General features: G+C 67.6%; 22 protein-coding genes and 1 pseudogene. 14 read left to right on the top strand and 9 right to left on the bottom strand.

Features of this window, described 5'->3' with window-relative positions; all coding sequences use genetic code 11:
• Positions 1 to 13 precede the first annotated feature (13 nt).
• Complete coding sequence (gene ftsW / locus HNO81_RS00230; protein ID WP_254703237.1) at positions 14 to 1324, bottom strand: putative lipid II flippase FtsW; 1311 nt, start codon at positions 1322 to 1324, stop codon at positions 14 to 16.
• A gap of 202 nt (positions 1325 to 1526) precedes the next feature.
• Between ftsW and HNO81_RS00225 the strand changes: the two genes are divergently transcribed.
• The 4 genes from HNO81_RS00225 (at position 1527) to HNO81_RS00210 (ending at position 5124) form a co-directional block, all read left to right on the top strand.
• Positions 1527 to 3050 (top strand): LCP family protein, encoded by a 1524-nt coding sequence (locus HNO81_RS00225; protein WP_175316164.1) that lies wholly within the window; start codon positions 1527 to 1529, stop codon positions 3048 to 3050.
• Positions 3051 to 3115: 65 nt separating this feature from the next.
• Positions 3116 to 3442: a helix-turn-helix transcriptional regulator gene (locus HNO81_RS00220; protein ID WP_175316163.1), complete on the top strand. Its 327-nt coding sequence runs from the start codon at positions 3116 to 3118 to the stop codon at positions 3440 to 3442.
• Positions 3439 to 4197, top strand: coding sequence for a cation transporter (locus tag HNO81_RS00215; protein WP_175316162.1), 759 nt, complete (start codon positions 3439 to 3441; stop codon positions 4195 to 4197). Before HNO81_RS00220 ends, HNO81_RS00215 begins: the two co-directional genes overlap by 4 nt.
• A gap of 3 nt (positions 4198 to 4200) precedes the next feature.
• A complete protein-coding gene (locus tag HNO81_RS00210) occupies positions 4201 to 5124 on the top strand; it encodes a cation diffusion facilitator family transporter (protein WP_175316161.1) in 924 nt (307 codons plus the stop codon).
• 202 nt (positions 5125 to 5326) lie between these two features.
• Here HNO81_RS00210 and HNO81_RS00205 read toward each other — a convergent pair.
• A pseudogene (locus HNO81_RS00205) lies at positions 5327 to 6241 on the bottom strand (acyltransferase family protein); the annotation flags it as partial.
• A gap of 230 nt (positions 6242 to 6471) precedes the next feature.
• On the opposite strand from HNO81_RS00205, the gene HNO81_RS00200 reads away from it, so the two are divergent.
• A complete protein-coding gene (locus HNO81_RS00200; protein WP_175316160.1) occupies positions 6472 to 7209 on the top strand; it encodes a GAF and ANTAR domain-containing protein in 738 nt (245 codons plus the stop codon).
• 362 nt (positions 7210 to 7571) lie between these two features.
• Here HNO81_RS00200 and HNO81_RS00195 read toward each other — a convergent pair whose 3' ends face one another.
• Positions 7572 to 9020 carry an FAD-dependent monooxygenase gene (locus HNO81_RS00195; protein ID WP_175316159.1) on the bottom strand — a complete coding sequence of 483 codons (1449 nt, stop codon included), beginning with the start codon at positions 9018 to 9020 and terminating at the stop codon, positions 7572 to 7574.
• Positions 9021 to 9178: 158 nt separating this feature from the next.
• Here HNO81_RS00195 and HNO81_RS00190 point away from each other — a divergent pair, with 158 nt between their 5' ends.
• The 3 genes from HNO81_RS00190 (at position 9179) to HNO81_RS00180 (ending at position 11423) form a co-directional block, all read left to right on the top strand.
• Positions 9179 to 9727 carry a hypothetical protein gene (locus HNO81_RS00190; protein ID WP_175316158.1) on the top strand — a complete coding sequence of 183 codons (549 nt, stop codon included), beginning with the start codon at positions 9179 to 9181 and terminating at the stop codon, positions 9725 to 9727.
• Positions 9728 to 9846: 119 nt separating this feature from the next.
• Positions 9847 to 10182 carry a YciI family protein gene (locus HNO81_RS00185; protein WP_175316157.1) on the top strand — a complete coding sequence of 112 codons (336 nt, stop codon included), beginning with the start codon at positions 9847 to 9849 and terminating at the stop codon, positions 10180 to 10182.
• On the top strand, positions 10182 to 11423 hold the full coding sequence (locus HNO81_RS00180) for an RNA polymerase sigma factor (protein WP_175316156.1): 1242 nt from the start codon (positions 10182 to 10184) through the stop codon (positions 11421 to 11423). Before HNO81_RS00185 ends, HNO81_RS00180 begins: the two co-directional genes overlap by 1 nt.
• A 261-nt stretch (positions 11424 to 11684) precedes the next feature.
• Here the strand turns inward: HNO81_RS00180 and HNO81_RS00175 are convergent, their stop codons facing one another.
• The 6 genes from HNO81_RS00175 to pdhA form a co-directional block, all read right to left on the bottom strand.
• A complete protein-coding gene (locus HNO81_RS00175; protein ID WP_175316155.1) occupies positions 11685 to 12419 on the bottom strand; it encodes a hypothetical protein in 735 nt (244 codons plus the stop codon).
• Complete coding sequence (locus HNO81_RS00170; RefSeq protein WP_175316154.1) at positions 12416 to 13336, bottom strand: ABC transporter ATP-binding protein; 921 nt, start codon at positions 13334 to 13336, stop codon at positions 12416 to 12418. The genes HNO81_RS00175 and HNO81_RS00170 overlap by 4 nt, the downstream gene beginning before the upstream one ends.
• Positions 13333 to 13743 carry a GntR family transcriptional regulator gene (locus tag HNO81_RS00165; protein ID WP_175316153.1) on the bottom strand — a complete coding sequence of 137 codons (411 nt, stop codon included), beginning with the start codon at positions 13741 to 13743 and terminating at the stop codon, positions 13333 to 13335. Before HNO81_RS00165 ends, HNO81_RS00170 begins: the two co-directional genes overlap by 4 nt.
• A gap of 231 nt (positions 13744 to 13974) precedes the next feature.
• Positions 13975 to 15408 carry a dihydrolipoamide acetyltransferase family protein gene (locus tag HNO81_RS00160; RefSeq protein WP_175316152.1) on the bottom strand — a complete coding sequence of 478 codons (1434 nt, stop codon included), beginning with the start codon at positions 15406 to 15408 and terminating at the stop codon, positions 13975 to 13977.
• A 2-nt stretch (positions 15409 to 15410) separates the two neighbouring features.
• Positions 15411 to 16523: an alpha-ketoacid dehydrogenase subunit beta gene (locus tag HNO81_RS00155; RefSeq protein ID WP_175316151.1), complete on the bottom strand. Its 1113-nt coding sequence runs from the start codon at positions 16521 to 16523 to the stop codon at positions 15411 to 15413.
• On the bottom strand, positions 16520 to 17746 hold the full coding sequence (pdhA, locus tag HNO81_RS00150) for a pyruvate dehydrogenase (acetyl-transferring) E1 component subunit alpha (RefSeq protein WP_175316150.1): 1227 nt from the start codon (positions 17744 to 17746) through the stop codon (positions 16520 to 16522). The genes HNO81_RS00155 and pdhA overlap by 4 nt, the downstream gene beginning before the upstream one ends.
• 160 nt (positions 17747 to 17906) lie before the next feature.
• Between pdhA and HNO81_RS00145 the strand changes: the two genes are divergently transcribed.
• The 6 genes from HNO81_RS00145 (at position 17907) to HNO81_RS00120 (ending at position 23310) form a co-directional block, all read left to right on the top strand.
• Complete coding sequence (locus HNO81_RS00145; RefSeq protein WP_175316423.1) at positions 17907 to 18368, top strand: Lrp/AsnC family transcriptional regulator; 462 nt, start codon at positions 17907 to 17909, stop codon at positions 18366 to 18368.
• 324 nt (positions 18369 to 18692) lie between these two features.
• Positions 18693 to 18899 (top strand): hypothetical protein, encoded by a 207-nt coding sequence (locus HNO81_RS00140; protein WP_175316149.1) that lies wholly within the window; start codon positions 18693 to 18695, stop codon positions 18897 to 18899.
• Positions 18900 to 19093: 194 nt separating this feature from the next.
• Positions 19094 to 19684, top strand: coding sequence for a hypothetical protein (locus tag HNO81_RS00135; RefSeq protein WP_175316148.1), 591 nt, complete (start codon positions 19094 to 19096; stop codon positions 19682 to 19684).
• Between the two features lie 129 nt (positions 19685 to 19813).
• Positions 19814 to 20548: a YcnI family protein gene (locus HNO81_RS00130; RefSeq protein ID WP_175316147.1), complete on the top strand. Its 735-nt coding sequence runs from the start codon at positions 19814 to 19816 to the stop codon at positions 20546 to 20548.
• A gap of 9 nt (positions 20549 to 20557) precedes the next feature.
• Entirely contained in the window at positions 20558 to 21115 is a 558-nt protein-coding gene (locus tag HNO81_RS00125) for a copper resistance CopC family protein (protein WP_175316146.1), read from the top strand.
• A 734-nt stretch (positions 21116 to 21849) separates the two neighbouring features.
• Positions 21850 to 23310, top strand: a complete 1461-nt coding sequence (locus HNO81_RS00120) for a hypothetical protein (protein ID WP_254703235.1) — start codon at positions 21850 to 21852, stop codon at positions 23308 to 23310.
• Positions 23311 to 23359: the final 49 nt, after the last annotated feature.

The following is a 23359-nucleotide window of genomic DNA, read 5'->3' as shown; positions in this document are numbered from 1 at the left end:
CCTCCCGGCGGCGCTACCGCTGGTAGGCATGCTCCCGGGGCTGCGTCACAGCCGGGTCAACCATAGCTCCGCCAGGCCGGCCGCGGCCCAGCAGGCTGCGAGTCAGCAAACCGCGGCCCCGGCGGGTGCCGCCGCGCGAAGGGGGCACCGCCCCTTCGGGACGGGTCACCGCGAGGATCACCCCGATCCCGGCCAGGGAGGAAACCATGGCCGAGCCACCGTAGGAGATGAAGGGCAGCGGCACGCCGATCACAGGCAGCAGCCCGCTGACCATGGCGATATTGATGACGGCCTGGCCCAGGATCCAGGTGATCACGCTGCACGCGACGATCCGGGAGAACGTGTCCGTGGTGCGGGCAATGGTCTTGAACACGGCAATGGCCAGGATGGCGAACAATGCCAGGACCAGGAGCGAGCCGGCGAAGCCCAGCTCCTCGCCCAGGATGGAGAAGATGAAGTCGTTGTGGGCTTCCGGGATCCAGTTCCACTTCTGCCGGCTCTGGCCCAGCCCCACGCCGAACCAGCTGCCGGAGGCCAGGGCGTAGGCCCCGTGCTGCGCCTGGTAGCCCATGCCCTGCGCGTCCTCATCGGAACCCATGCCCAGCCAGGAGGAGATCCGGCCCATCCTGTTGCCGCTGGTGGCTGCGAGGATCAGGGCTGCGGCCACGCAGATCAGGCCGGCAACGGAGAACACCTTCATCCGCACGCCGCCGTAGAACATGGTGGCGGCCAGGATCATCATGATGATCATGGTGGTGCCCAGGTCATGCCCCAGGGCCACGATGAGCATGATCAGCCCGCCGGCGGGGCCCAGCGGAATGACCGCGTGCTTCCACTGCCCCAGCAGGGCCTGCTTCCGGTCCAGGATGCCGGCGGCCCAGACAATCAGCGCCAGTTTGGCGAACTCGGACGGCTGGGCCGTAAACCCGCCCACGCTCAGCCAGTTCCGGTTGCCGTTGACGGACATGCCCAGCGGCGTAAACACCAGCACCAGGGCGAACAGGGAGCCGATCAGCAGCGGCCAGCCCAGCCACCGGATCCGCCGCACGGACATGCGCGCCAGCACCAGCATGAGCACCACGCCGGCCACGGTCCACATGGCCTGCTTCAGGGGAAGATCGTACGGGTTGTTTCCTGCCGCCACGGATTCCACGGACGACGCCGACGCCACCTCCACGAGTCCGATCGCCGAGAGCGTGAGGACCACCGCCAGGATCAGGGGGCGGAGGCGTCCTGGGGAGTCGTCCTCAAGCCATACCGCCAGTTTCCCCAACCCGCGCCGGGCAGGGCGGTCCGTCCCGCGTTGCTGTTGTCCTGTATCCATCTGTCCGTTCCTCAGCCTTCACACCAGGGCTTCCCCCATGGCCGGGCCCATCTCCTGGGCGGGTACCGCCGAGAAGAAAGAGTACGCCCCCGCGGGCCGCCGACGGCGCCGGGACACCCGCCCGTCCACTGGTTCCGGGCGAATTGCCAGCTTGGGACGGTAGGGTAGCGGAAACCTGTCCCCTCCCGAAGGTCTTTTTGTCGTGTTCGGTTCCAGAAAATCCCCCGGCCCGGAACAGGAAAGCGGTCCCGTTGCCTACCCTGGCCAAGGCACGCTGTATGAAGCCAGTTCGCGCCGCCGTCGGCCGTTCCGCCGTGCCCCCCGATGGGTCAAAGCCGTCACCGCCGTGGTGTCCGTGTTGCTCCTGGGCGTCCTGGCGTTCGGCGGCTACTGGGCCTGGCGCCTGCAGTCCAACATCAGCACCTCGGAGCTGACCGCCGGTGGCCAGCGGACCGAAGGGGCGGTGAATGACAGCACGGACCGGCTGCAGATTCTGGTGCTGGGCACGGACACCCGGGACGGGAACAACAGCCAGTTCGGCACGGCGGACCAGTCCACCGGCTACGGGCAATCGGACGTGATGATGCTGCTGGACATCTCGGCGGACAACAAGCACGTTAACGTCGTCAGCTTCCCCCGCGACCTGCTGGTGGACGTTCCGGCCTGCACGGACTCCAAGACCAACCAGAAGTATCCCGAGCAGCAGGACGCCATGATCAACAGCGCCATGGCCCAGGCCGGGATCGGCTGCGCCGTGGACACGGTGAACAAGCTCACGGGACTCGAAGTAGACCACTTCATGATGGCGGACTTCAACGCCGTGAAGGAGCTCTCCAACGCCGTGGGCGGCGTGGAGGTCTGCGTCACCGATGCCGTCAACGATCCCGACTCGCACCTGAACCTGCCGGCCGGCAAATCCCAGGTGCAGGGCGACCAGGCGCTGGCGTTCCTGCGCACCCGGCACGCCTTCGCCAACGGCGGAGACCTGGGGCGGATCCAGGCCCAGCAGGGCTTCCTGGCATCGCTGAGCCGCAAGCTCAAGTCCGAGGGCACGCTGGGCAACCCGCAGAAGACGCTGACCATTGCGGACACCATCACCCGGAACCTCACGGTTGATTCGGGGCTGTCCTCCATCCCGTCGCTGCTCACCATCGCCAACCGGCTGAAGAACATCGATCCGGCCAACATCAACTTCATCACCACGCCCACGGTCCCGTCCCCGCAGGATCCCAACCGGCTGGCGCTCGATGAGCCTGCGGCGTCCAACTTCTTCGCAGCCCTCCGCAACAGCCCGGACCTGAGCCAGCCTGCCCCGGCAGCGCCCACTCAGACGCCTACCGCACCGGCCTACGACAAGTCGCTGCAGCCCGTTTCGGTCGCCAACGGCACGGGCGTCGCGGCGCGGAGCAACGCGATTGCCGCGCTGCTGTCCGACGCCGGATACACCAATCTGGCCAAGCTGCCGGCCCAGCCGCAAAGCCAGACCATGGTGTACTACTCTGCCGGGTTCGAGGACGTCGCAGCGGATGTAGCCGCACTGTTCGGCCTGCCCGCCACCCGTGTCCAGCAGGTGGCGAACATCCAGGGCGTGCAGCTGTACGCCGGATCCGACTTCGCCACGGGCACCAAACCCGCCGCGCCGCCGTCGTCCGCGGACTCCTCCGGCAGCATCGTGGCGCAGACCGGCAGCGACCAGACCTGCCAGTCCGCCAACCCGCTGGGCTGACACTCTCCCGCCCGGGGCGGGAGTCCAGCTTTGCCTGAATACAGCCACCGCTGTACTTTGGGAGCATGCAGACGCTCACCCATGCGCCGGTACTGGCGCGCTTTGGCTATGCCGTATCGGATCCCACCCGCGCCCGGGTGCTGCTGGCGCTGACGGAGTCGCCGTCCTACCCGTCGGACCTGGCGGACGAATTAGGCGTGTCCCGGCAAAGCATGTCCAACCACCTGACCTGCCTGCGCGGCTGCGGCCTGGTGGTGGCGGTGCCGGACGGGCGGCGGAGCCGGTACGAACTGGCGGACCACCGGGTTGGCCACGCCATCAAGGACCTGCTCAGCGTGGTGCTCGCCGTGGATCCGGCCTGCTGCGCGCCCGACGGGGAGTGCTTCGCGTGAGCACGGCACACGCTGGAGCCCGCAAGGACCGCCGGGACGTCCTGACCCGGCGGATCAGGCTCTTCGCAGCGGCCACCATCACGTACAACGTCATTGAAGCCGTCGTGGCCCTGTGGGCCGGCGGCGCGGCTGATTCCTCCGCCCTGATCGGCTTCGGACTGGATTCCGTGATCGAGGTGACCTCCGCCGTGGCATTGTCCTGGCAGTTCGCGGCCAAGGACCCGGAGCGGCGGGAACACCTGACGCTGCGGATCATCGCCGTTTCCTTCTTCGCCCTGGCCGCTTTTGTGGCCGCGGATTCCCTCCGCTCCCTGGCCGGCGGCGGCGAAGCGCAGCACTCGACGCCTGGCATCATCATTGCCGCCCTCAGCCTGGCCGTCATGCCGGTTCTGTCCTGGGCGCAGCGCCGCGCCGGACGGGAACTGGGGTCCAGGACCGCCGTGGCGGACTCCAAGCAAACGTTGCTGTGCACCTACCTTTCCGCCGTGCTGCTGGTGGGCCTGGTCCTGAACAGCACCCTGGGCTGGTGGTGGGCCGATGCCGGCGCAGCCCTGGCCATTGCCGCGATTGCCGTCCGTGAGGGCATCAACGCCTGGCAAGGGGACGCCTGCTGCGCTGTTCCGCACCGGACCGAGGCCGCCGATGCCCAGGAGGGCTGCTGCCCGGGCTGCGCCGGCTCCGGCACAGCGCCTGATGCCGTTCCGCATGCTGCCGGACCGCAGCTGCCGGGCCTGCCAACCAGCAGGAAGGGCTGACCCATGGGCAGCGGCCACGACCACAGCCATGATGTTGCCGATCCCCAGGGCCAGCGCGGCAAGCTCCTGCTGGTTTTCGCCATCACGTTCACGGTGATGGTTGCCGAGATCGTGGGAACCGTTCTGACGGGCAGCCTGGCGTTGCTGGCTGACGCGGGACACATGTTCACCGACTCCGCCGGCCTCCTCATTGCCGTGATTGCCGCATCGCTGGCCCTCAAACCACCCACGTACAAGCGGACGTGGGGCTACAAGCGTGCCGAGATCCTGGCCGCCGCCGGGCAGGCCGCCCTGCTGCTGGGCGTGGCCGGGTTCGTCATGGTCGAAGGCATCCGCCGCCTCCTCGAACCGCCGGAGGTGGGCGGGCCGCTGATGGTGTGGTTCGGCGTGATCGGCCTGGCCGGCAACGCCGTGGGACTGCTGGTGCTCGCGTCCGGCCGCCATCACAGCTTCAACATGAAGGCCGCTTTCCTTGAAGTCCTCAACGATGCCCTGGGCTCCATCGCCGTCATTGCGGCCGCGGTGGTCATTGCCCTGACCGGCTGGACCCGGGCCGACGCCATCGTATCCCTCCTGATCGGTGTACTGATCATTCCGCGCACCCTCACGCTCCTGCGGGACACCGTCAACGTCCTGATGGAAAACACTCCCCCGGGCCTGGACCTCGCGGAAGTGCGCCGCCACATCCTGGCGCTGCCGCACGTGATTGATGTCCACGACCTGCACGCTTCGCTGGTGGGGTCCGGCGTGCCCGTCCTGTCAGCGCATGTGACCGTGGAGGACGGATGCATGCGGGACGGCCACTCGGCCACCATCCTGGCGGACCTGCAGCGGTGCGTGGCGCGGGACTTCGATGTCAGCGTGGAGCACTCCACGTTCCAGATCGAACCCGCAGCCCACCGCGACCAGGAGCACATCCCGCACTGAGGGCCGCACCGGGCCGTCCCGGGGGTCAGCGTGACGCCGCCCCCACGGGTGCTGTGGCGGCGGCCGGGTTGGAAGGCACGACGACGGGCTCCAGCTTCCCGTTCGCCCAGAGACGCAGCGGCCGCTCAACGCAGCGGAAGGACGCGTACGCCAGCAGCACGGTGAAGACCGCGGTTAGGGCGATGCGGACCGGCAACGCCGGGATTAGCGGCATCAGCAGCAGGTAAACCGGCAGGTGCCAGAGGTACATGCCATAAGACAGGTCCCGGCCCGGACGCGCCAGCCAGGGATGGCTGAGGATGCGCGAGAGGAAACCGGCGGGCTGGAGGACCAGCGAGCCGATCAGCACGCCCGAGAGCAGCGCCAGCACGGTGGGGCCCACCGTCCAGAACGTGGTGAACCAGGCCCCGGGGGTGTCGGGCTCCTTCAGCAGGAACAGTGCCGCCACCAGGGTGGCACCGGCCACCGGGGCGCCCCAGCGGGCCGCCGATGCCATGGCGCGGTGCGCCCGGGAACCCTGCCGGACGGCGGTGAACAGCAGGGCCAGCGCGCAGCCAAGCAGCAGCTCATCGGCCCGGGTGTCCGGGCCGTTGTAGATGCGGTCCAGCGGCTGGCCCGCGGTGACCAGCAGGAACCGGTTCAGGACGAAGAGGGCGGCCAGGACCACGGTGGCAATGGCAGTGGTGCGCACCTTCCAGAACCGCAGCATCACCATCAGCAGCACGGGCCACACCAGGTAGAACTGTTCCTCCACGGCCAGCGTCCAGGTGGGGCCGAGCGTTTCGCCGGCAATCGAGTCGCCGAACAGGCCAAAGTGCGCCAGGTTCATCACGTAGGTGGCAGCAGGAAGGACGAATCCTGCCTGTCCGCCCCAGCCCGACTCGGGGAACAGCACGCCGGCGGTGACGATCACGGCACAGAGCGCCAGGAGCGCCGGCCAGAGGCGGGCCAGGCGCTTGGCGTAAAAGATGCCGAAGTTCAGCCGGCCGGTGGCGATCCGCTCCTTCATGATCAGCAGGGTGATCACGAACCCGCTGAGCGTGAAGAACACGTCCACGCCGATGGAGCCACCCGGCATTGAGTCGGTTGCCGTGTGGAAGAAGAAGACGCCGGCCACCGCGACGATCCGGAGCCCGTCCAGGGCATGCTTGCGCCCGTCCAGGAGCCCCGCTCCGGGTGCTGCCGCTCCTGTTGATGCTGGCAAATTTCCGCTGCTTGACGTTAAAACCACTAAGCAAGCATATATAACGTTTCCATAACTACGCTGGACGGAAGCTGGGCAGAGGCTGGCAGGAAGGGCCTGAAGCCGGTCTTGTGGAGGCCGGCCGACGCTCCTACATTAAGGGCATGGCGGACCACGAGCGGGCTGAAGATTTCGAAGAACTGGTGGACCTCATCGCCGGGATGGAGGACATCAAATCAGTCTTGGACGACCTCACCGGGCTTGCGGCGGCCACCATGACCAGCACCACCGGACAACCCGTTGAGTGTGCCGTCACCCTGCACCGGCGCAAGCGTACGGCCACCATCGGCGGCAGCAGCGGAACGGCCGTGGTGCTGGACCGGATCGAACAGTCGTTGGGGGACGGCCCGTGCATCGAGGCCCTCGAATCCGGGGTTCCGGTCCTGCTTGACGACGTGGCCACGGATCCGCGGTGGCCGGAGTACCGCACGGCGCTGTCCGCCGCCGGCGTCGCCAGTTCACTGGGCATACCCATGACCCTGGATGACGACGCCGGGGCGGTCCTCGATTTCTTCGCTCCGGCCAGCGGGCTCTTCAGCGAGCGGGCCATAGCCGAGGGGATGAAGTTCGGCCAGATGGCGGACAAGGCGCTGCGGCTTGCCGTGCGGATCGCCTCCGCGGAGCAGCGCGCCGACAACCTGAAGGCCGCGATGGACACCAGGACCGTCATCGACGTGGCCTGCGGGATCATCATGGCGCAGAACAACTGCAGCAAGGACCAGGCGTTTGAGCTCCTCCGCAGCGCCTCCAACAGCAGGAACCAGAAACTCAACGAACTCGCCGAAGGGCTGGTGGACAGGTTCTCCGGCGCAAAGGAGGCCAAGGCCTACTTTGACGACTGAGGAACCCGGCTGAGCATCCGTGGACGGCGGCAGGGCAGATGGCCCGGGGGCCAGCCACGCTGCTGGCCCCCGGAGTTCAAGACGGGATGTGGCCCACCCCCGAAAAATGGATCACCCTGGGCCACATCCGCGCCAGCTGTGCGGACCGTTGCACGCCCGGAAATGGATGGCCGAAGGCCGCGCCACAAGGCGCTGTGATGGTGGAAAAGGGTGTCCCAAGCGGCAACACACGGGCCGCCTGCCTGACCCGGGAATCAGCGTAGCAAAGGGCCGGTCCCTGGCAACAGGGGGCTCTTCCGCAGTTTTTGATCAATTTCCCCGGATTAATGCATCCGTGACGCGGTGAGCGCTGATCACTTTGTTCAGCCGCGCTGGCCGAACCACGTGCCCAAGGCGGTAGTGAGCCCGTCCGCCGAGGCCTCGCCCACCCAAGCGACGTAGCCGTCGGGCCGGACCAGGACTGCCGTGGGTTCAGGGACGGCGCCCAGCACCGGAAGCTGCCACCCGGCGTCGTACGTTGCCCTGACGTGGCGGACGTATCCTGCCCACGGGCCAGGCTCCAGCGCCGGGCCACCGAATTCCAGCAGCACCGGATTGGCGCCGTGCAGCAGCCCATACACCCTGGCCGGCCCGGCAGCTATGGCGATGTCCAGGTCCGGCATCCGGCGGCCCACTAGCGGATGGCCCGATGCCGGAGCGTAGGCGACGTCGAGTCCGGTGATGAGGGCCGCGATGGGCGCCCCGGCACCATCGACGCGGAGCACCTCGCCGAGCAGGTCCCGCAGCGCCTCCTGCCGGGGATCGGACTTCTGGAAGAGGGACTGCGCCATGGTGTATTTGAGCGCCCGCTCCCCCGCTGGATGTCGTTCAGCGTGGTAGGTATCCAGCAACCCGGCACCCGAAGTTCCGTGCAGCACCTGTCCCAGTTTCCACCCGAGGTTGACGGCGTCCTGCAGCCCCAGGCCGATGCCCAGCCCGCCGGTGGGTGAATGGACGTGGGCAGCGTCGCCGGCCAGCAGGACCCTGCCCTTGCGGTACTGCTCCGCCTGCCGGGTGGCGTCCGTGAAGCGGGACAGCCACGTGGGGCTGTGGACGCCGAAGTCGGTGCCAAAGACCTCCACCAAGGCCTGCCGGAGGTCCGCCAGGGTGGGCTCGGCGGCCGGCCCCAGGGAGGCTTCGGTCACCACCACCCGGACCAGGCCGTCCCCCATCGGGTACAGCCCGTGGATGCCTCGGCCATCCACTTTTCCCTGCTGGCCGGGCTCCCCCTCTACCTTCACCTCGGCAATAAGGCTGCTCCGTGTGGCATCCGGCCCCGCCATGGGGATGCCGGCGGAGCGCCGCACCACGCTGCGCCCGCCGTCGGCTCCCACCACATACCGGGCCCGCACGGGTCCGCCGGCTGCGCGCCGGACGTCCACGCCGTCGTCGTCCGCTGACACCCCGGTGACCTCCACGCCGCGCCGGATCTCCACGCCCAGCTCCTCAACCCACTCCAGCAGCAGCCGCTCAATGTAGTTCTGGAACAGCGCCAGCGTGTACGGGTGCCGCGTGGGCAGCCCGCCCAGGTCCAGCTGCGTGTTGCCGAAGGTGGCCGTCTGGACCGTCCTGCCGGCGCCAAGGAAGCGGTCCGCTATGCCGCGCTGGTCCAGCAGTTCGATGGTGCGCGAATGGATGCCGCCTCCGCGCGAGCCGGCCAGGTCCTGGGACGGGCGGCGATCCAGCACCACCGCGTCCACTCCCGCCAGCCGCAGCTCCCCCGCCAGCATCAACCCCGTGGGACCGCTTCCCACAATCACTGCATCATGCATTTTGTCCCCGTTCCCCGCCTGGATTCGACCGCCAGTATGCGGCCGGGTGGTGGTCTTGCGGCAAGGCCCCCGCGGCGCGGTACCTTGGAAATGTAACGACCTTGCGGCCTGGGTGGACACCGATAGCCAGGCATCCCTGCCCTGCTTAGGATGGCCCCATGAAGGACTGGATCCGGGCGCACCCTTACCAAGCCTTCGCCCTGGGCTACGTGGCTTTCTTCGTGCTGAGCACCGGGATCTGGATGGCCGTGGGACGAACTTTGGAAGACGCCGTGACCACAGCCGTGATCTGGACCCTGGGGTATGCGGCCTTCGCCTATATTGGACTGCGGCAGCGGCTCAAGGCGAAAGCACGGCTGGATGACCACGGCCAGCTCCGCGCCTACATCCGGTATCCGGAGACGCTCAGTGGTTCGCTGGGACGCATCTGGAACCAGGGCATTCTGACACCCGGCGACGGGACCCTCCTGTTCCAGCCTGCGGTGTATGACTCACTGGAGCCGTCCGGGCGGCCTGTCACGCTGAAGGTCCGTGGGGTGCTCCCGGAGCGGCGGAAGGTGACCGGCAAGGACCGCGGCTATATCCAGGAGTTCGATGTCCAGGCCCTGACGCTGCTGACGGACGGCGGCACAGTGGAGATTGCGGGCCGCCCCGAGACGCTGGAGCAGTTGGCGGAGCGTCTGGGCGTGGACGTTTCCGAAGGATGAAGGACGACGGCGGTTTGCCTGGGAAATTGTTGCCGCCTGCTGTCGATCCGCGCGTCCCGTGCGCGTCGTATGGGTAGGGGCACGGTGAAGGGCCCCGCACAACGGCAAAGGAGCATCACATGTCCAAATACCTGATCCTGATTTACCAGGACGAGGCGGTGGCGCGGCAGGCCGAGGGGGAATCCATCAGCGCCAGCTACCAGGAGTTCCAGCAGCGGCGCGGTTCTGCCCTCCTCGGCGGAGCAGCCCTGCACCCCTCTTCCACGGCCACGTCGGTGCGCCGAGACGGAGCCGGCGGGTTCCTGGTCACGGATGGCCCTTTCGCCGAGTCAAAGGAAACCCTGGGCGGCTATTACCTCGTAGAGGCAGCGGACCTCGATGAGGCGCTCGAGATCGCCAAGGAAGTCCCGGCCGGCGTCGGAGTAGAGGTGTGGCCCGTGCGGGTGGCCACCTGATGCCGGAGACCGCCGGCCCGGAGGTTGCCGCGGCGGTCGCGGACGCCCACCGCCGCGAGTGGGCCTTCGTGCTGGCGGCCACGGTCCGTGTTGCCGGCAGCATCGACGCCGCCGAGGAAGCCGTCCAGGACGCGTACGCCGCGGCTTTGGCCACCTGGGGCGACGGCGGCATTCCCCGGAACCCAGGTGCGTGGCTCACGGTGACGGCACGACGGCGGGCCCTGGAGATGCACCGGCGCGCAGCAACAGCGGAACGGGCGCTGCCCCGGCTGGTGGGGCGGGAGGAGTCCCCTGCGGAGGAGCCTGGTGGGATCCCGGATGACCGGCTCCGGCTCATTTTCACCTGCTGCCATCCAGCGCTTGCGCCTGAAGCCCAGGTGGCCCTGACGCTGCGGCTGCTGTGCGGGCTGTCCACGGCGGAGGTGGCGCGGGCATTCCTGGTCCCCGAGACCACCATGGCGGCCCGCATCACCCGGGCTAAGAAGAAGATCGCAGCAGCCAACATCCCGTACCGGGTGCCGCCGCCGGACGAGCTGCCCGAGCGGCTGGATGGCGTGCTGTCCGTGGTGTACCTGGTGTACACCACCGGGCACACCGCCCCATCCGGAGCCGACCTGATGCGCCGGGACCTCGCCGACCGCGGGCTGGAGCTGGCAAGGATGCTGCGCGTCCTGCTTCCCCTGGACCGCGATGTGGCCGGGCTCCTGGCGCTGATCCTGCTTACCGAGGCGCGCAGGGGTGCCCGGCTCGATGACCAGGACAACGTGGTCCTGCTGGAAGACCAGGACCGTTCACGGTGGGACCGGCAGGCCATCGGGGAAGGTGTGGCGCTCCTGCGCGGCGCTTTGGCTGCCCGGCCCCCGGGGCGTTTCGCCCTCATGGCGGCCATCGCAGCAGTCCATGACGGGAGCGGATCCTGGCAGGACACGGACTGGCAGGAAATCCTGGGCCTCTACGACCTGCTTCTGGGCCGGTGGCCATCCCCGGTGGTCCGGCTCAACCGGGCCATCGCCCTGGGCTTCGCGGCGGGTTTCGCGGAGGGCCTGGCGGAACTCGATCTGCTGGGAGCCGAACCGCAGCTGGCCCGCTACCCGTACTTGGCTTCCGCCCGCGGCGACTTTCTGGTCCGGCTTGGCCGCCCCGGAGAGGCACGGGTGGCGTTCGAAGAGGCGCTGATCCTCACGGACAACGAGGTTGAGCGGCGCTTTTTGCAGGGCCGGATCAAAGAACTGGGCGGTTAGCACCGGTTCCGTTGTGCCTGGTGCCTGGGGCCTGGGGCCTGGGCAAAAGGGAAGGCCCCTCTAGGAGGGGCCTTCAACGTAGTGGTCATTTGTCTTCTGGTATCGGTCAGCGGTGATGCGCAATCCCCCTTCCCAGACGCCTCTGGCGCCCATCCGGACTATGACGCGTCCCACTTTAGTAACCTGCTGCCAGTGCGTAAAGACCCTAATTGAAAGAATTTTTCAGGGCCCCGGCGACGACTTGTCGCAGGCGCTCATCCCTCAGACTGGCATCCGCCGGAGCGTGAGATAGGACCCGATTGCCAGCACCGTTGTGAGAGCCAGCCCCCATAGGGTAAGGCCCAATGATCCTGTCGCCATGAACCACTGAGCAACAGCCGGCCAGGCCTGCCGGAACGTCACAAGGGCAACAACTGCCACAAGCACCGCGCCCGTTCCCAGCAGGGAGCTTGCCAAACCAACGGCTCCGAACCGCTTGAAGATGGTGGCGAACCAGAACCCGACCACGAAGAAGAACATGGTCAGGGCAAAGTACGTCAGGAAGGCAGCCAGCGGGCCTGCCATCCACACCCATTCCAGGTATGAGAAGTACGCGTTGAAGCCATACCCGCCGGTCGCTTGTTCCAGCAGGCCCAGCAGGACAAACACCACCGACATGCCCAACCCGCTCACGGCGGCCGCAGCGAGTGAACCGAGGTAGAACTCTTTCCGTGTCAAACTCATCGCCTGGGAGAACGGGAAAGTCATGGTCATTGCCTGGATTCCCAGGGCGAGGAAGTACCACAGGGGCGCCTGGGCACCGCCTCCGGCTTTCACTCCGGTCTGGCCTGCACCGCCCACGATCCAAAAAATAAGCATCGACAGCGCCCAGGACCCACCGAGGATCAGGGCCGGAACCCAGAGGAAGGTTTGCCTGTTGAGGAACTGCAGGCGGACCACGTTGAGCATGCGGTTGCGCGGGGCCGTGTGGTGGGCAACGGGGTTGAGGGTGGTCATCGGAGGCTTCCTTCCGGGGCAGCCGGAGCGACGTGGGGTGCGCCGGCTGAACGCTGCTGGGTGAGGCGGACAATGAGCTGCTGCAGCGAGACGGGAGCCAGTTCCAGGCCCTCTGCAGCGAGCACGGAGCGTTCGGCATTGTCCAGGTGGCCGAGAAAAGTCACGGAGGCAACGCGGCCAAGGCTTTCACGGTGGATGACTTCGCGTCCGCCCACGGCCCGGTCGATCGCGGCGGCATCACCCACCACATTTGTGGCCATGGCGCGGGCATCTTCGGCCGATTGGTCCATGATGATGCGGCCGGCGTCGATAAGGAGCACGCGTTCGATGAGGTTTGAAACCTCATCGATGAGGTGGCTGGAGAGGAGGATGGTCCGGGGATGCTCCGCGTAATCCGCCAGCAGGCGGTCATAGAACGTCTGCCGCGCAACGGCGTCCAGCCCCAGGTACGGTTCGTCGAAGAAGGTGATTTCGGCACGGGAGGCCAGGCCGATGATGACCCCGACGGCGGAGAGTTGCCCGCGCGAGAGCTTCTTGATGGTCCGCTTCAGGGGAAGCTGGAAATCATCGATGAGTTCGTCCGCGAGGCCTTGATCCCAGTTGGGGAAGAAGAGGCGGGCAGCGGCAAAGGCGTGGCGGGCCGTGGCGTCGTCCGGGTACTTTTGGCTTTCGCGGACAAAACACATGCGGCTGAGGACCTTGGGGTTCTCGTAGGGATTCTCCCCAAACACCTTCACCTGTCCGCTGCTGGGCAGGTTCTGTGCGGTGAGGATCGACATCGCGGTGGTCTTGCCCGCGCCGTTGCGGCCGAGGAGGCCGTAAATGGCGTTCTGCTCGATGTCGAAACTGATTCCGTCCAGGGCGACGGCGTCCTTGTAGCTTTTGGTGAGGTCCCGGACCTCGATTACGGCGCTCATGGTGTCCTTCTGTCGGGCTGGTCTATTGGTGCTGCAGTTGCCGGTACCGCCGTGGCCTCGCCTGCGCGGACCAGGTCCGCCACGTCCTCAGGGCCAAGCCCGATCCGGCGCGCCTCGGCCAGCAGTGGTTGTACGTACCGCAGGGCGAAATCATTGCGGCGTTCCTTGAGCAGAAGCTCGCGGGCGCCGGGGGCGACGAACATGCCCACGCCGCGGCGCTTGTAAAGCACTCCCTTGCTGACGAGCATGTTGATCCCCTTCGCTGCCGTCGCCGGATTGATGCGATAGAACGTTGCAAGCTCGTTGGTTGACGGAGCCCGGGCCTCTTCGGCCACCGTTCCGTCCACAATCAAGTCTTCAACCTGTTCGGCGATCTGCACGAAGAGAGGCTTTCCGTCCTCAATCAACGCGACCTCCTGGTGCAGTGGCTTTTGGCTCTATGGTTAGTTACTCAACCAACTAACCACCTGACCAGGGTTTCCGTCAAGTGGTTGCCGTCGCCGCGAACGCCTGGGCGGGCCCATAGGTGACGCGCAAATTACCTTTCGACGCGGAAAGAGGCCGGCGCGGCCCAGATGTGGGCAGCGCCGGCCTCTTTGCGTGTCGGTGAAGGTTTTCCGTGTCGAAAACCGGCGGGGCTAGATGTCCGCCAGGAGCGACGTGGGGTTCTCGATGGCGTCGGCCACGAAGCGGAGGAAGCCGCCGGCCGTGCCGCCGTCGCAGACCCGGTGGTCAAAGGTCAGCGTGAGTTCGGTGACCTTGCGGACAGCCAGCTCGCCGTTGACCACCCACGGCTTGTCGATGATCCGGCCCACACCGAGGATGCCCACCTCCGGGTGGTTGATGATCGCCGCTGAGCCGTCGACGCCGAACACGCCATAGTTGTTCACCGTGAACGTTCCGCCGCCCAGCTCAGCCGGGGTCGCCTTGCCGTCGCGGGCCACCTGGGTGAGGCGGCGGATCTCCGCGTCCAGTTCCCTGGCGCTGAGCTTCTCGGCCCCGCGGACCGAGGGCACCACCAGGCCGCGGTCCGTCTGCGCCGCGAACCCCAGGTTGATCCCGTCGAAGGCCACGATCTCCTGCGAGCCGTCGTCGGCAGTCTCGATGCGGGTGTTCAGCTCCGGGAACTTCTTCAGCCCCGCGGTGACGAACCGGGCGATGAAAGCCAGCAGCCCGGGAACCTGCGCCCCGCCGGCCTTCATCCCCTCGCGCAGCTCCATCAGTGCGGTGGCGTCAACATCCACCCACACCGTCGCTTCCGGGATTTCCGAGCGGCTGCGGGCCATGTTGGCGGCCACGGCTTTGCGCACACCGCGGACCGGGGTGCGGGCGGAAATGGGCAGGCCCGTCCGCGCGTCGCGCCCCTGGGCTTCAACGGTTTCAACCGGACGTTCCAGCGCTTCCACCGGTTTGGCTTCCGGCGCAGGTACAGATGCGGGAGCAGGAGCAGGTGCCGGAGCCACGGTCCGCAGCGCCGCTTCAACATCACGGCGCATGATCAACCCGCTGTCGCCGGAACCGGAGATGTCCCCCAAGTCCACGCCATGCTCCCGCGCCATCCGCCGGACCAGCGGGGAAATCACGGCACCAAGCTTGCCGGGCACCCGGCTACGCAGGAGGGCAAGCTCATCCTCTTTGGAAAGCTCGGCGGGAGCAGATTCAGTCCGCTCGTCCACGGCCACGGAAGACTTCCGGGCCCGGGTACGGCGAGCCTGGCCATGCCCGCCAGGGGTGCCATAACCAATCAACACATTCCCGGAACCGGCCTTCTCCTCTTCCCGGTAGGTCTCGGCTGCCACCGAAGCAGCCGTCGCGGCAGCGCCAGACGAAAGCGGCGTCACCGAGATCAGCGGCTTCCCCACGTCGAGGGTCTCCCCCGGCTTGCCGTGCAGTTCGGCCACGATCCCGGCATAGGGAGAGGGCACCTCCACCGCTGACTTGGCGGTCTCCACCTCGGCGATCGGCTGGTCCACCTCGATGGAATCGCCCACGGAGACGTGCCAGGCCACCAGCTCGGCTTCGGTGAGCCCCTCGCCCAGGTCGGGCAGCAAGAATACGCGTGGTTCGCTCATGGTCAGTTCTCCCACTGAAGGTCGTCAACGGCGTCGAGGATGCGGTCCACGCCGGGAAGGTAATACTTTTCGAGTTTTGGCGCCGGGTAGGGGACGTCGAACCCGGTCACGCGGCGGATGGGGGCGGCCAGGTAGTGGAAGCAACGCTCCTGGACCCGGGCCACGATCTCGGATGACACCGACGCGAAGCCGTGCGCCTCGGCGATCACCACGGCCCGGCCGGTCTTCCGCACGGACTCGCACACGGTCTCGTCGTCGAACGGAACAATGGTCCGCACGTCAATGACTTCCAGCGAGCGGCCCTCCAACGCGGCAGCCTCTGCGGCGGCCAGCGCGGTGGGCACGGACGGACCGTAGGCGATCAGCGTGGCGTCCGTGCCGGGACGCGCGACGGCGGCCCGCCCCTCAGAGGTGCGTCCCGTCGTCGTGCCTTCCGTATGAAGGCGCCGCAGCTCGCCCAGGTCCACGGAGTCCTTGGTCCAGTACATCTTCTTGGGTTCCATGAAGACCACGGGATCGTCGGAGTCAATGGCTTCGCGGAGCATGCGGTAGCCGTCCGCCACGGTGGCCGGGGTGTAGACCTTCAGGCCGGCGGTGTGGGCGTAGTAGGACTCGGAGGAGTCGCAGTGGTGCTCCACTCCGCCGATGCCGCCGCCGTACGGGATGCGGATGACCATGGGCAGCTTGACCGTGCCCTTGGTGCGGTTGTGCATCTTGGCCACGTGGCTGACGATCTGCTCGAACGCGGGGTAGGCGAACGCGTCGAACTGCATTTCGATGACCGGGCGCATGCCGTTGATGGCCATGCCCACGGCCATGCCCACGATCCCGGATTCGGCCAGCGGCGTGTCGAAGCAGCGCTGTTCGCCGAACGTGGCGGTGAGGCCGTCGGTGATGCGGAAGACGCCGCCCAGGAGCCCTACGTCCTCGCCGAATACCAGGACGGAGGAGTCGGCGTGCATGGCGTCGGCGAGCGCGGTGTTGAGCGCCTTGGCCATGGTGACCGGCTGGGGCCCGGTGGCCTCCGCTGATGCCGCGGCGGAGGCGGCGGCCCGGGCGGTGGCGGCGGAAACGTTGCCGTTGGCCTCGGACGAGGTGGTGATGGTGGGGCTCACTTGCCGGCCTCCTTCGAATCGTTAGCTGCGGCGTCGCGGGCCAGCTCGTCGGCGAGCAGGGCGGACTGTTCCTTCAGCTGCGGGGTTTGCACCGCGAACACGTGGCGGAAAAGTTCCTGCGGGTCCACGGGGACGTCCTCGCCGAGGCCTTCGCGGAGCTGCGCGGCAACCGCTTCAGCGTGCTCGCGGATCCGGGCCTCGCCGTCGTCGTCCAGCAGGCCCCGGTCCGTCAGGTAGGTGCGCATCCTATTCACGGGATCCTTGGCCCGCCACTCGGCAACCTCGGCGCTTTCCCGGTAGCGGGTGTCGTCGTCGGCGTTGGTGTGGGCCTGCATGCGGTAGGTGTTGGCCTCCACCAGCAGGGGGCCGGAGCCTTCGCGGGCCAGCTTCACGGCGCGGTCCAGGACGGCAAGGAGCGCGACGACGTCGTTGCCGTCCACGCGCTCCCCCGCCATGCCGTAGCCCACGGCTTTGTGCGCCAGCGACGGCGCCACGGACTGGTGCGCCAGCGGCACCGAGATGGCGTACTTGTTGTTCTGCACGAAGAAGATGACGGGCAGGTGGAAGACGGCGGCGAAGTTCAGGGCCTCGTGGAAGTCGCCTTCGCTGGTGGCGCCGTCGCCGCACATGGCCAGGACCACGGTGTCCTCGCCGCGGAGCTTGGCGGCGTGGGCCACCCCGACGGCGTGCAGCAGCTGGGTGGTCAGCGGGGTGCACTGGATGCCCACCTTGTACTTGAGGGGGTCATACCCGCCGTGCCAGTCGCCGCGGAAGATGGTCATCACCTGGACGGGGTCCACGCCGCGGGTCATCACGGCGACGGCGTCGCGGTAGGTGGGGAACATCCAGTCGCCGTCGGAGAGGCACATCGCGGCGGCCACCTGGCAGGCTTCCTGGCCGTGGCTGGAGGGGTAGACGGCCATGCGGCCCTGCCGGACCAGGGCGGAGTTCTGGTCGTTGACGCGGCGGCCGACGACGAGCTGTTCGTATGCTTCGAGCAGTTCCTTGTCGCCGGGCACGGGGTATTCGTGGCCGGGCTGGGTGCCCTGCTCGCCCTTGGGTTTCAGGCTGCCGTCCGGGTCCACCATCTGGATCTGGTGCCGGGCGGGGAGCATGTAGTCCTCCACCGTGATGCCGAACTTCTGCACAGCTTCCGTCAGCGCGTTTTCGGGCGCTGCAGTGCTGGGGGTGTCCGTCGCGGTGTGGTCTGCGGAGATCGTCATTGGTCCGTCCTTCGGTAGCCACTATTCCCTCCCAGTATTGTCCTGAGGCTGGTTTCGTATCTACAGGATGGGCAAATCGTGGAGAAGCTGCTCCGAAGTGCCTACTATGGAAGACGATTTGTCACTGTGACGTGGATTACCGACGGGGGTCGTGGACAAAATGCCGGGCAAGGATGCTGCTGCCGAGGTTCCGCTGGACGGAATAGACCGCCGGATCATCGCCGAGCTCACCAGGGACGGCCGGATGTCGGTTACCCAGGTGGCCGAAAACGTGCACATTTCGCGGGCGCACGCCTACTCCCGGATCAACCGGCTCACGGCGGATGGGGTCCTGACCCGGTTCACGGCGCTGGTGGACCCCATCAAGGCAGGGCTCAAATCCTCGGCCTACGTCACGCTGAAGCTGAAGCAGGATTCCTGGCGCGAACTCCGCGACCAGCTCGGTGCCATCCCGGAGGTGCACCACATTGCGCTGGTGGGTGGCGACTTCGACGTGATCCTGCTGGTCCGCGCCGTGGACAACATCGACCTGCGCCGGGTCATCTTCGACCAGCTGCAGACCATGCCCGGCGTGCTGGACACGCAGACGTTCCTGGTGTTCGAGGACGTGGACACGCGGTAGGAGCCGGTTCCCGCTCCCGCGCCCGGGTCCGTTCCTCGACGCGCAAATCCGTCCGCGACGCGCAGGCTCATTTTCGCGGCCCACATTTGGGGTGCGCCCGGGAATCTGCGCAGCGAAAGATGCGGGGCGGGTCGGCGGCGGCGGGGCGCGTCGAGAATGACGCAACGCAGCGAGAACGGCGGGGCGCGTCGGACAAGGCCAGAAACGTACGACGGCTGCGCGCACCACACCCGGCTAACAGGGCGCCGTTCAAAGGGCGCCGTGGTTGAATATCGAGTGTGTCCCACGGCACAGTGAGGCCCCAACGAGCACCAGGAGGACAGTATGGCTGGAATCAACGCGAAGTTCGACAAGGAATACCTCGACAAGGGCATCGATGAGCTGGCTGCAGCGCCGGTGGAGGCACTCAAGGGCCTGTCCGAAAGCGATGCGCAGAAGCTCAAAGAGGCCCTGAACATCAAGACGGTCAAGGACCTGGGCACCAACAAGTTCTTCCTTTGGGCGCAGTCGGTGGCCAAGCTCGCGGAGTAGCGGGCAGCATCCCCAGCAGCACAGGAAAGCCCCCGGCCGGTGGTGGACAGTTCACGCAGGCCGGGGGCCTTCCCGCGCCGCGCCCCGAACCCTGAATTCACGGCCACCGGTCCACTGCCCCACGGATTACCTGCTGGGCCCCGCAGTTCCCTAAAGTAGAGGTGGCAACTGTAGAGGGAAGGGCGGCGAATAGCGTGAGTGCTCCGTTCCGCCTCCCCCGGGCCATGGCCTTCACCGCCGCCATGCTTGTCCTGGCCGCAGGTGCCCACGTACTGGCCGGCGGCGTCCTGCCGCAGCCGGTCATCGCCGCCGGAATCGTGGCACTGGTGCTGGCACCGGTCACCATTCTCTCGAAGGTCAAGATCACCGCCCCGGTAATGGTCGGGCTCCTGGCGTCCAGCCAACTGTTCCTCCACTGGGCTTTCGACGCCTTCTCTGTGTCCACATCCTTCACCCCGGCTGAAGGCGCCCACGTCCACGGCGCCCTGCCGGACTCCGCCACGGCCGCTGCCCTGATGCCTGAGCATGCCGCCGTGCCGGGAGCTTTGATGCTGGGCCTGCACGCCGCGGCAACCCTGGCCACGGCGCTGGTCCTGGCCAAGGGCGAGGCAGCCGCATGGGCGCTGGCCGCCTGGCTGCGCCCCCTCGTCCGGATCCTGGCCGCCATCGCCATCCCGGAGTGGCCGCACATCCCGGCGCCGGCCGCCGTCGTTATTCCTTTCCGCTGGCGCAACCTGCGGCTGCCTTCCCTCCGCGGGCCACCGGCCTTCCAGGCCGCACTCTAAGCGGCTGCCGACCCCTCCGCGCCGTCCCCACCTGCCCACACCCAGGCCAGGAAGGGCCGCCGCGCTGTCCAACTTTTTTCGCGCCGCCGCACACGCGGTCCCCTTGGCGCACCCTTTGGAAGGCTTGCCTTGAACACCTCATTCCGCCGTACCCTCAAGACCCTCACCGCCGCAGCTGCCGCCGCCGGAATCGTCGCCGCAGGCGCCACCGCCGCGTCCGCCCACGTCAGCGTGGACCCGGACGACACCGCCGCCAACGGCTACTCCCACCTGACGTTCAACGTCCCCAACGAATCCCCCACTGCGAAGACCAGCAAGCTCGAGGTCTCGCTGCCCACCGATACCCCGTTCACCTCCGTGTCTGTCAAGCCGGTGGAGGGCTGGACCGCGCAGGTGGTCACCGGTGACCTGCCCAAGCCCGTCACCGTCGCAGGTGCCACGGTCACCAAGGCCCCCGTCTCGGTGGTCTGGACCGCGGACGAGGCCCACCAGCTGGGCCAGAACCAGTACCAGGCGTTCTCACTCTCGGTGGGCCGGCTCCCCGCCGAAGGCACCACGGTGACCCTGAAGGCTGCGCAGACGTACACGGACGGCAGCGTGGTGAAGTGGGATGAAGAAAGCGCCGAAGGGCAGCCGGAGCCCAAGCACCCGGCTCCGTCGTTCGTGACAACGGCCGACGACGCTGCTGCCGCGTCCCATTCCACGGCGTCCCACAGTGACGGGGAAGTATCCCGGACCGCAGAGGTTTCCAGTGACGCCACGTCCGTCTGGGGCGTGGTCCTGGGCGCGGCAGGCCTGGTGCTCGGTGCAGCCGCCCTGGCGCTGGTTCTCGCCGGCCGCCGCACCCGCACCGCCGGAAAGTAGGGCCGGGCCGTGAAGCGAACGTCATTCCCGGCGGCCTGGCTGGCACGCGTCCTGCTGCCGCTGGCCACCGCCGCGTTCCTGCTGGTTTCGTCAGCGCCGGCCCAGGCGCACGACTCCCTGGACTCCAGCAATCCGGCCAACGGATCCACGGTCAGTGCCATGCCGGCGAAGATCGAGCTGACCTTCGACCACACCCCCATCGCGATCAACTCGATTGTCCGGGTGGAGGACGCCACCGGCACCGACCAGGCGGACGGGCCGGTGCAGATCGTGGACAACGTGGTCAGCCAGCCGGTCAAGCCGGGCACTCCGGAGGGTAAGTACACCGTGGTGTGGCGGGTGGTGTCCTCGGACGGCCACCCCATTGAAGGGACGTTCACTTTCACCGCCGGCGGCCCGAACTCCTCGCCCGCGGCGGCCCCCGCTTCCACCACCGCCACCGCGGACAACGCGGTTCCCGCGCAGCTGGTTGTGGTGGGGATCGTTGCCGCGGTCCTGGTCATCGGTCTGGTGGTGGCCGGGTTCCTGATCCGGCGCCGCCTGCGGACCCAGGAGGGTGAGGACTAACAACAACCGCTGAGGCCGGTACGCCGCGGATTCCGCTGGCGTACCGGCCTTTTTTGTGCCGCAATCCGGGCCCGGAACTCTTCAGGCTGCCGTTTCATCCCGGTCTGTCCCGCGTCCCGCGCGGGTTCGCCCCACCCCACGGCGGTACGTCCGCCGTCGGGCCGCCACGGTGCCCTGGGCGCGCCCCCGCCGTGGCCACCACGAAACGCTGGCCCGCCGCGGGCGCCCCACACCCGCCGCTCCGCGGCTTCTCCGCCCCGCCTCAGCAGGGAACACCACCAGTAAGCATGATGAGCACTTTTGCGTAGCTCTCCGGCAGGACCGGATTCGGCGCGGCTTAACACGGCTCCAATTTTCTTAAGGAAGCCTTATGAACCTTTGCTCAAATCATTGGATTTTTATTAACCGATTTAATGGTCCGTTCTTGATCTTGGCCTCATAGTGTCATCTGCGGGCCGCTCCTACGTGGAGCGGAACGCGTTTTTTACGCCCCCCGCAAGGTTCCGGGTTCCCCAGCAGGGGCTGCCCGGGTTTAGCCGGGGCCGGCGGCGGTGTGCGCCCTTCTGAGACGGGGCAGCACTCCCCCAGTCGCCGCCGGTCCCCATCTCCGGTCTCCCGTTTACACCCCTACTGCTTCACGACGCTGACGTCACCGCTGCCCTGGGCGCGGCTGACTGGTCGCGTGTGCCCTGGCAACCGGTTTCTCAGCTCCCGCCTGCCGCCCGAAGGAAGACATGACGTCACTGAAATATTTGCTGCAAGACACCTATGCCCGCCAAATGTTCGTGTTCGTCATCGTCGGCCTGGTGCTCTCCGGCATGGTGCCGTTCGGCAGCCGGTTCCTGACGGACGGCTCCCCCGTCCTGGTCCTGGCGGCAGCCATCCTGCCGTTGCTCCTGGCGGTGGCGCTCATCGCCACGCCCCGCATCTCCAAAGCGGACCAGCGGGCCGCCGGCGGTTCCCAGGAACGCCTGGGTGCGGCCCTGCTCCTCTATCTGTCCCCGGTGCTGCTGCTGAACGCGGTCTACCCGCTGGTCAGCCCCGCCATGGCCGGCATCGACGTCGCGGGCGTGCCGCTGACCTACGTGGTGCTCGCCTCCTCGGTTACGGTGCCGTGGCTGGCGCAGGCAGCCTGCCTTCCCATCTACCGCGTGCTCGGTGATCTCATGGCCGAACGCAACATCGGCGAGATCACGCGCCGGTTCTGCCAGTTCTGGCCCATGATGTTCATCCAGTCCCTGCCGCTGGTGGCCGTGTTCGCGGTTCCGCTGTGGCTGGCCACCGGCTGGGCCTGGGACGCCATGATGCATTACGTGGTGCTGTGCGTCCTGCACCTGCTGTTCGTCCAGTCCCTGGTGCTGGCCAACGTGGCCAACCGCCGCGGCCTCTGGGCTGCCGCCTGGTCCGGCTACGCCGCCGCACTGTTCCTGGCACCCACCCTGTGGTGGCTGCCGCCGCTGGTGGGAACCGCCACGCAACTGGTGGCCATGCGCTCCGGCCTGCGCCACATGAGTTTCACCCAGCACCTGGGCGCCCGCGTCTTCGGTACGGACCTGATCCGCGGCCTGCTCATGGGCGCCGTCCTCTGGGCTGACAAGTACGCCCTGTTCCTGGTGACCGGCGGCGCGTTCCAGGTGGTGGCCGTCTTCGCCGCCATGCTCCCGGCCGTCATCGCCTACAACTTTTACTTCGTCCACCTGGCCCCCGGCGTGGACCGGGCCCTCGGCAGGCTGCACAAGGACATCGCCACCGCCCCGGTCAGCGTCCTCAAGGGCAGCTCCAACCGGCTGGTCCGCGTCCTGGACCGCTCCGTGGTGCTCACCGGAGCCATCGCGGCGCTGCTGACCCTCACGGTCTCGCTGGCAGTATCCGGCCTGGATCCCGCCAACACGGTCCTGACGGTCGCCGCCGCCCTGGCCTCATGGACCTTCATGCTGCTCACGCTCCTGAACTACGAGCTGGACTTCATCGGGGAGCAGGTCACGCCCCAGATCCTGGGCGCCGTGCACCTTGCCGCGTGCATCGCAGCCTTCGCCGGCGGCGCCTCCCTGATCGGCTCGTCGCTGCACTCGGCCAGCTACCTGATCCTGGGCGCTGCGGACTTCGTCCTCATTGCCGTCGGCTGGACGCTCTACAAGCGGCACTGGAGCCAGCCCGAATACACGCTCTTTTGGCGGCACGCCACCACGTGGTGACCCGGCTCCCGCCGCCGCAGCACGTCCCTCCGTCAGTCCGAAACTCTTG

Origin of the sequence: Pseudarthrobacter sp. C4D7 (assembly GCF_013359725.1) — a bacterium.
Classification (GTDB): domain Bacteria; phylum Actinomycetota; class Actinomycetes; order Actinomycetales; family Micrococcaceae; genus Arthrobacter.
The sequence above is the reverse complement of the archived record's forward strand: the minus strand, read 5'-3'. Positions and strand labels throughout refer to the sequence as shown.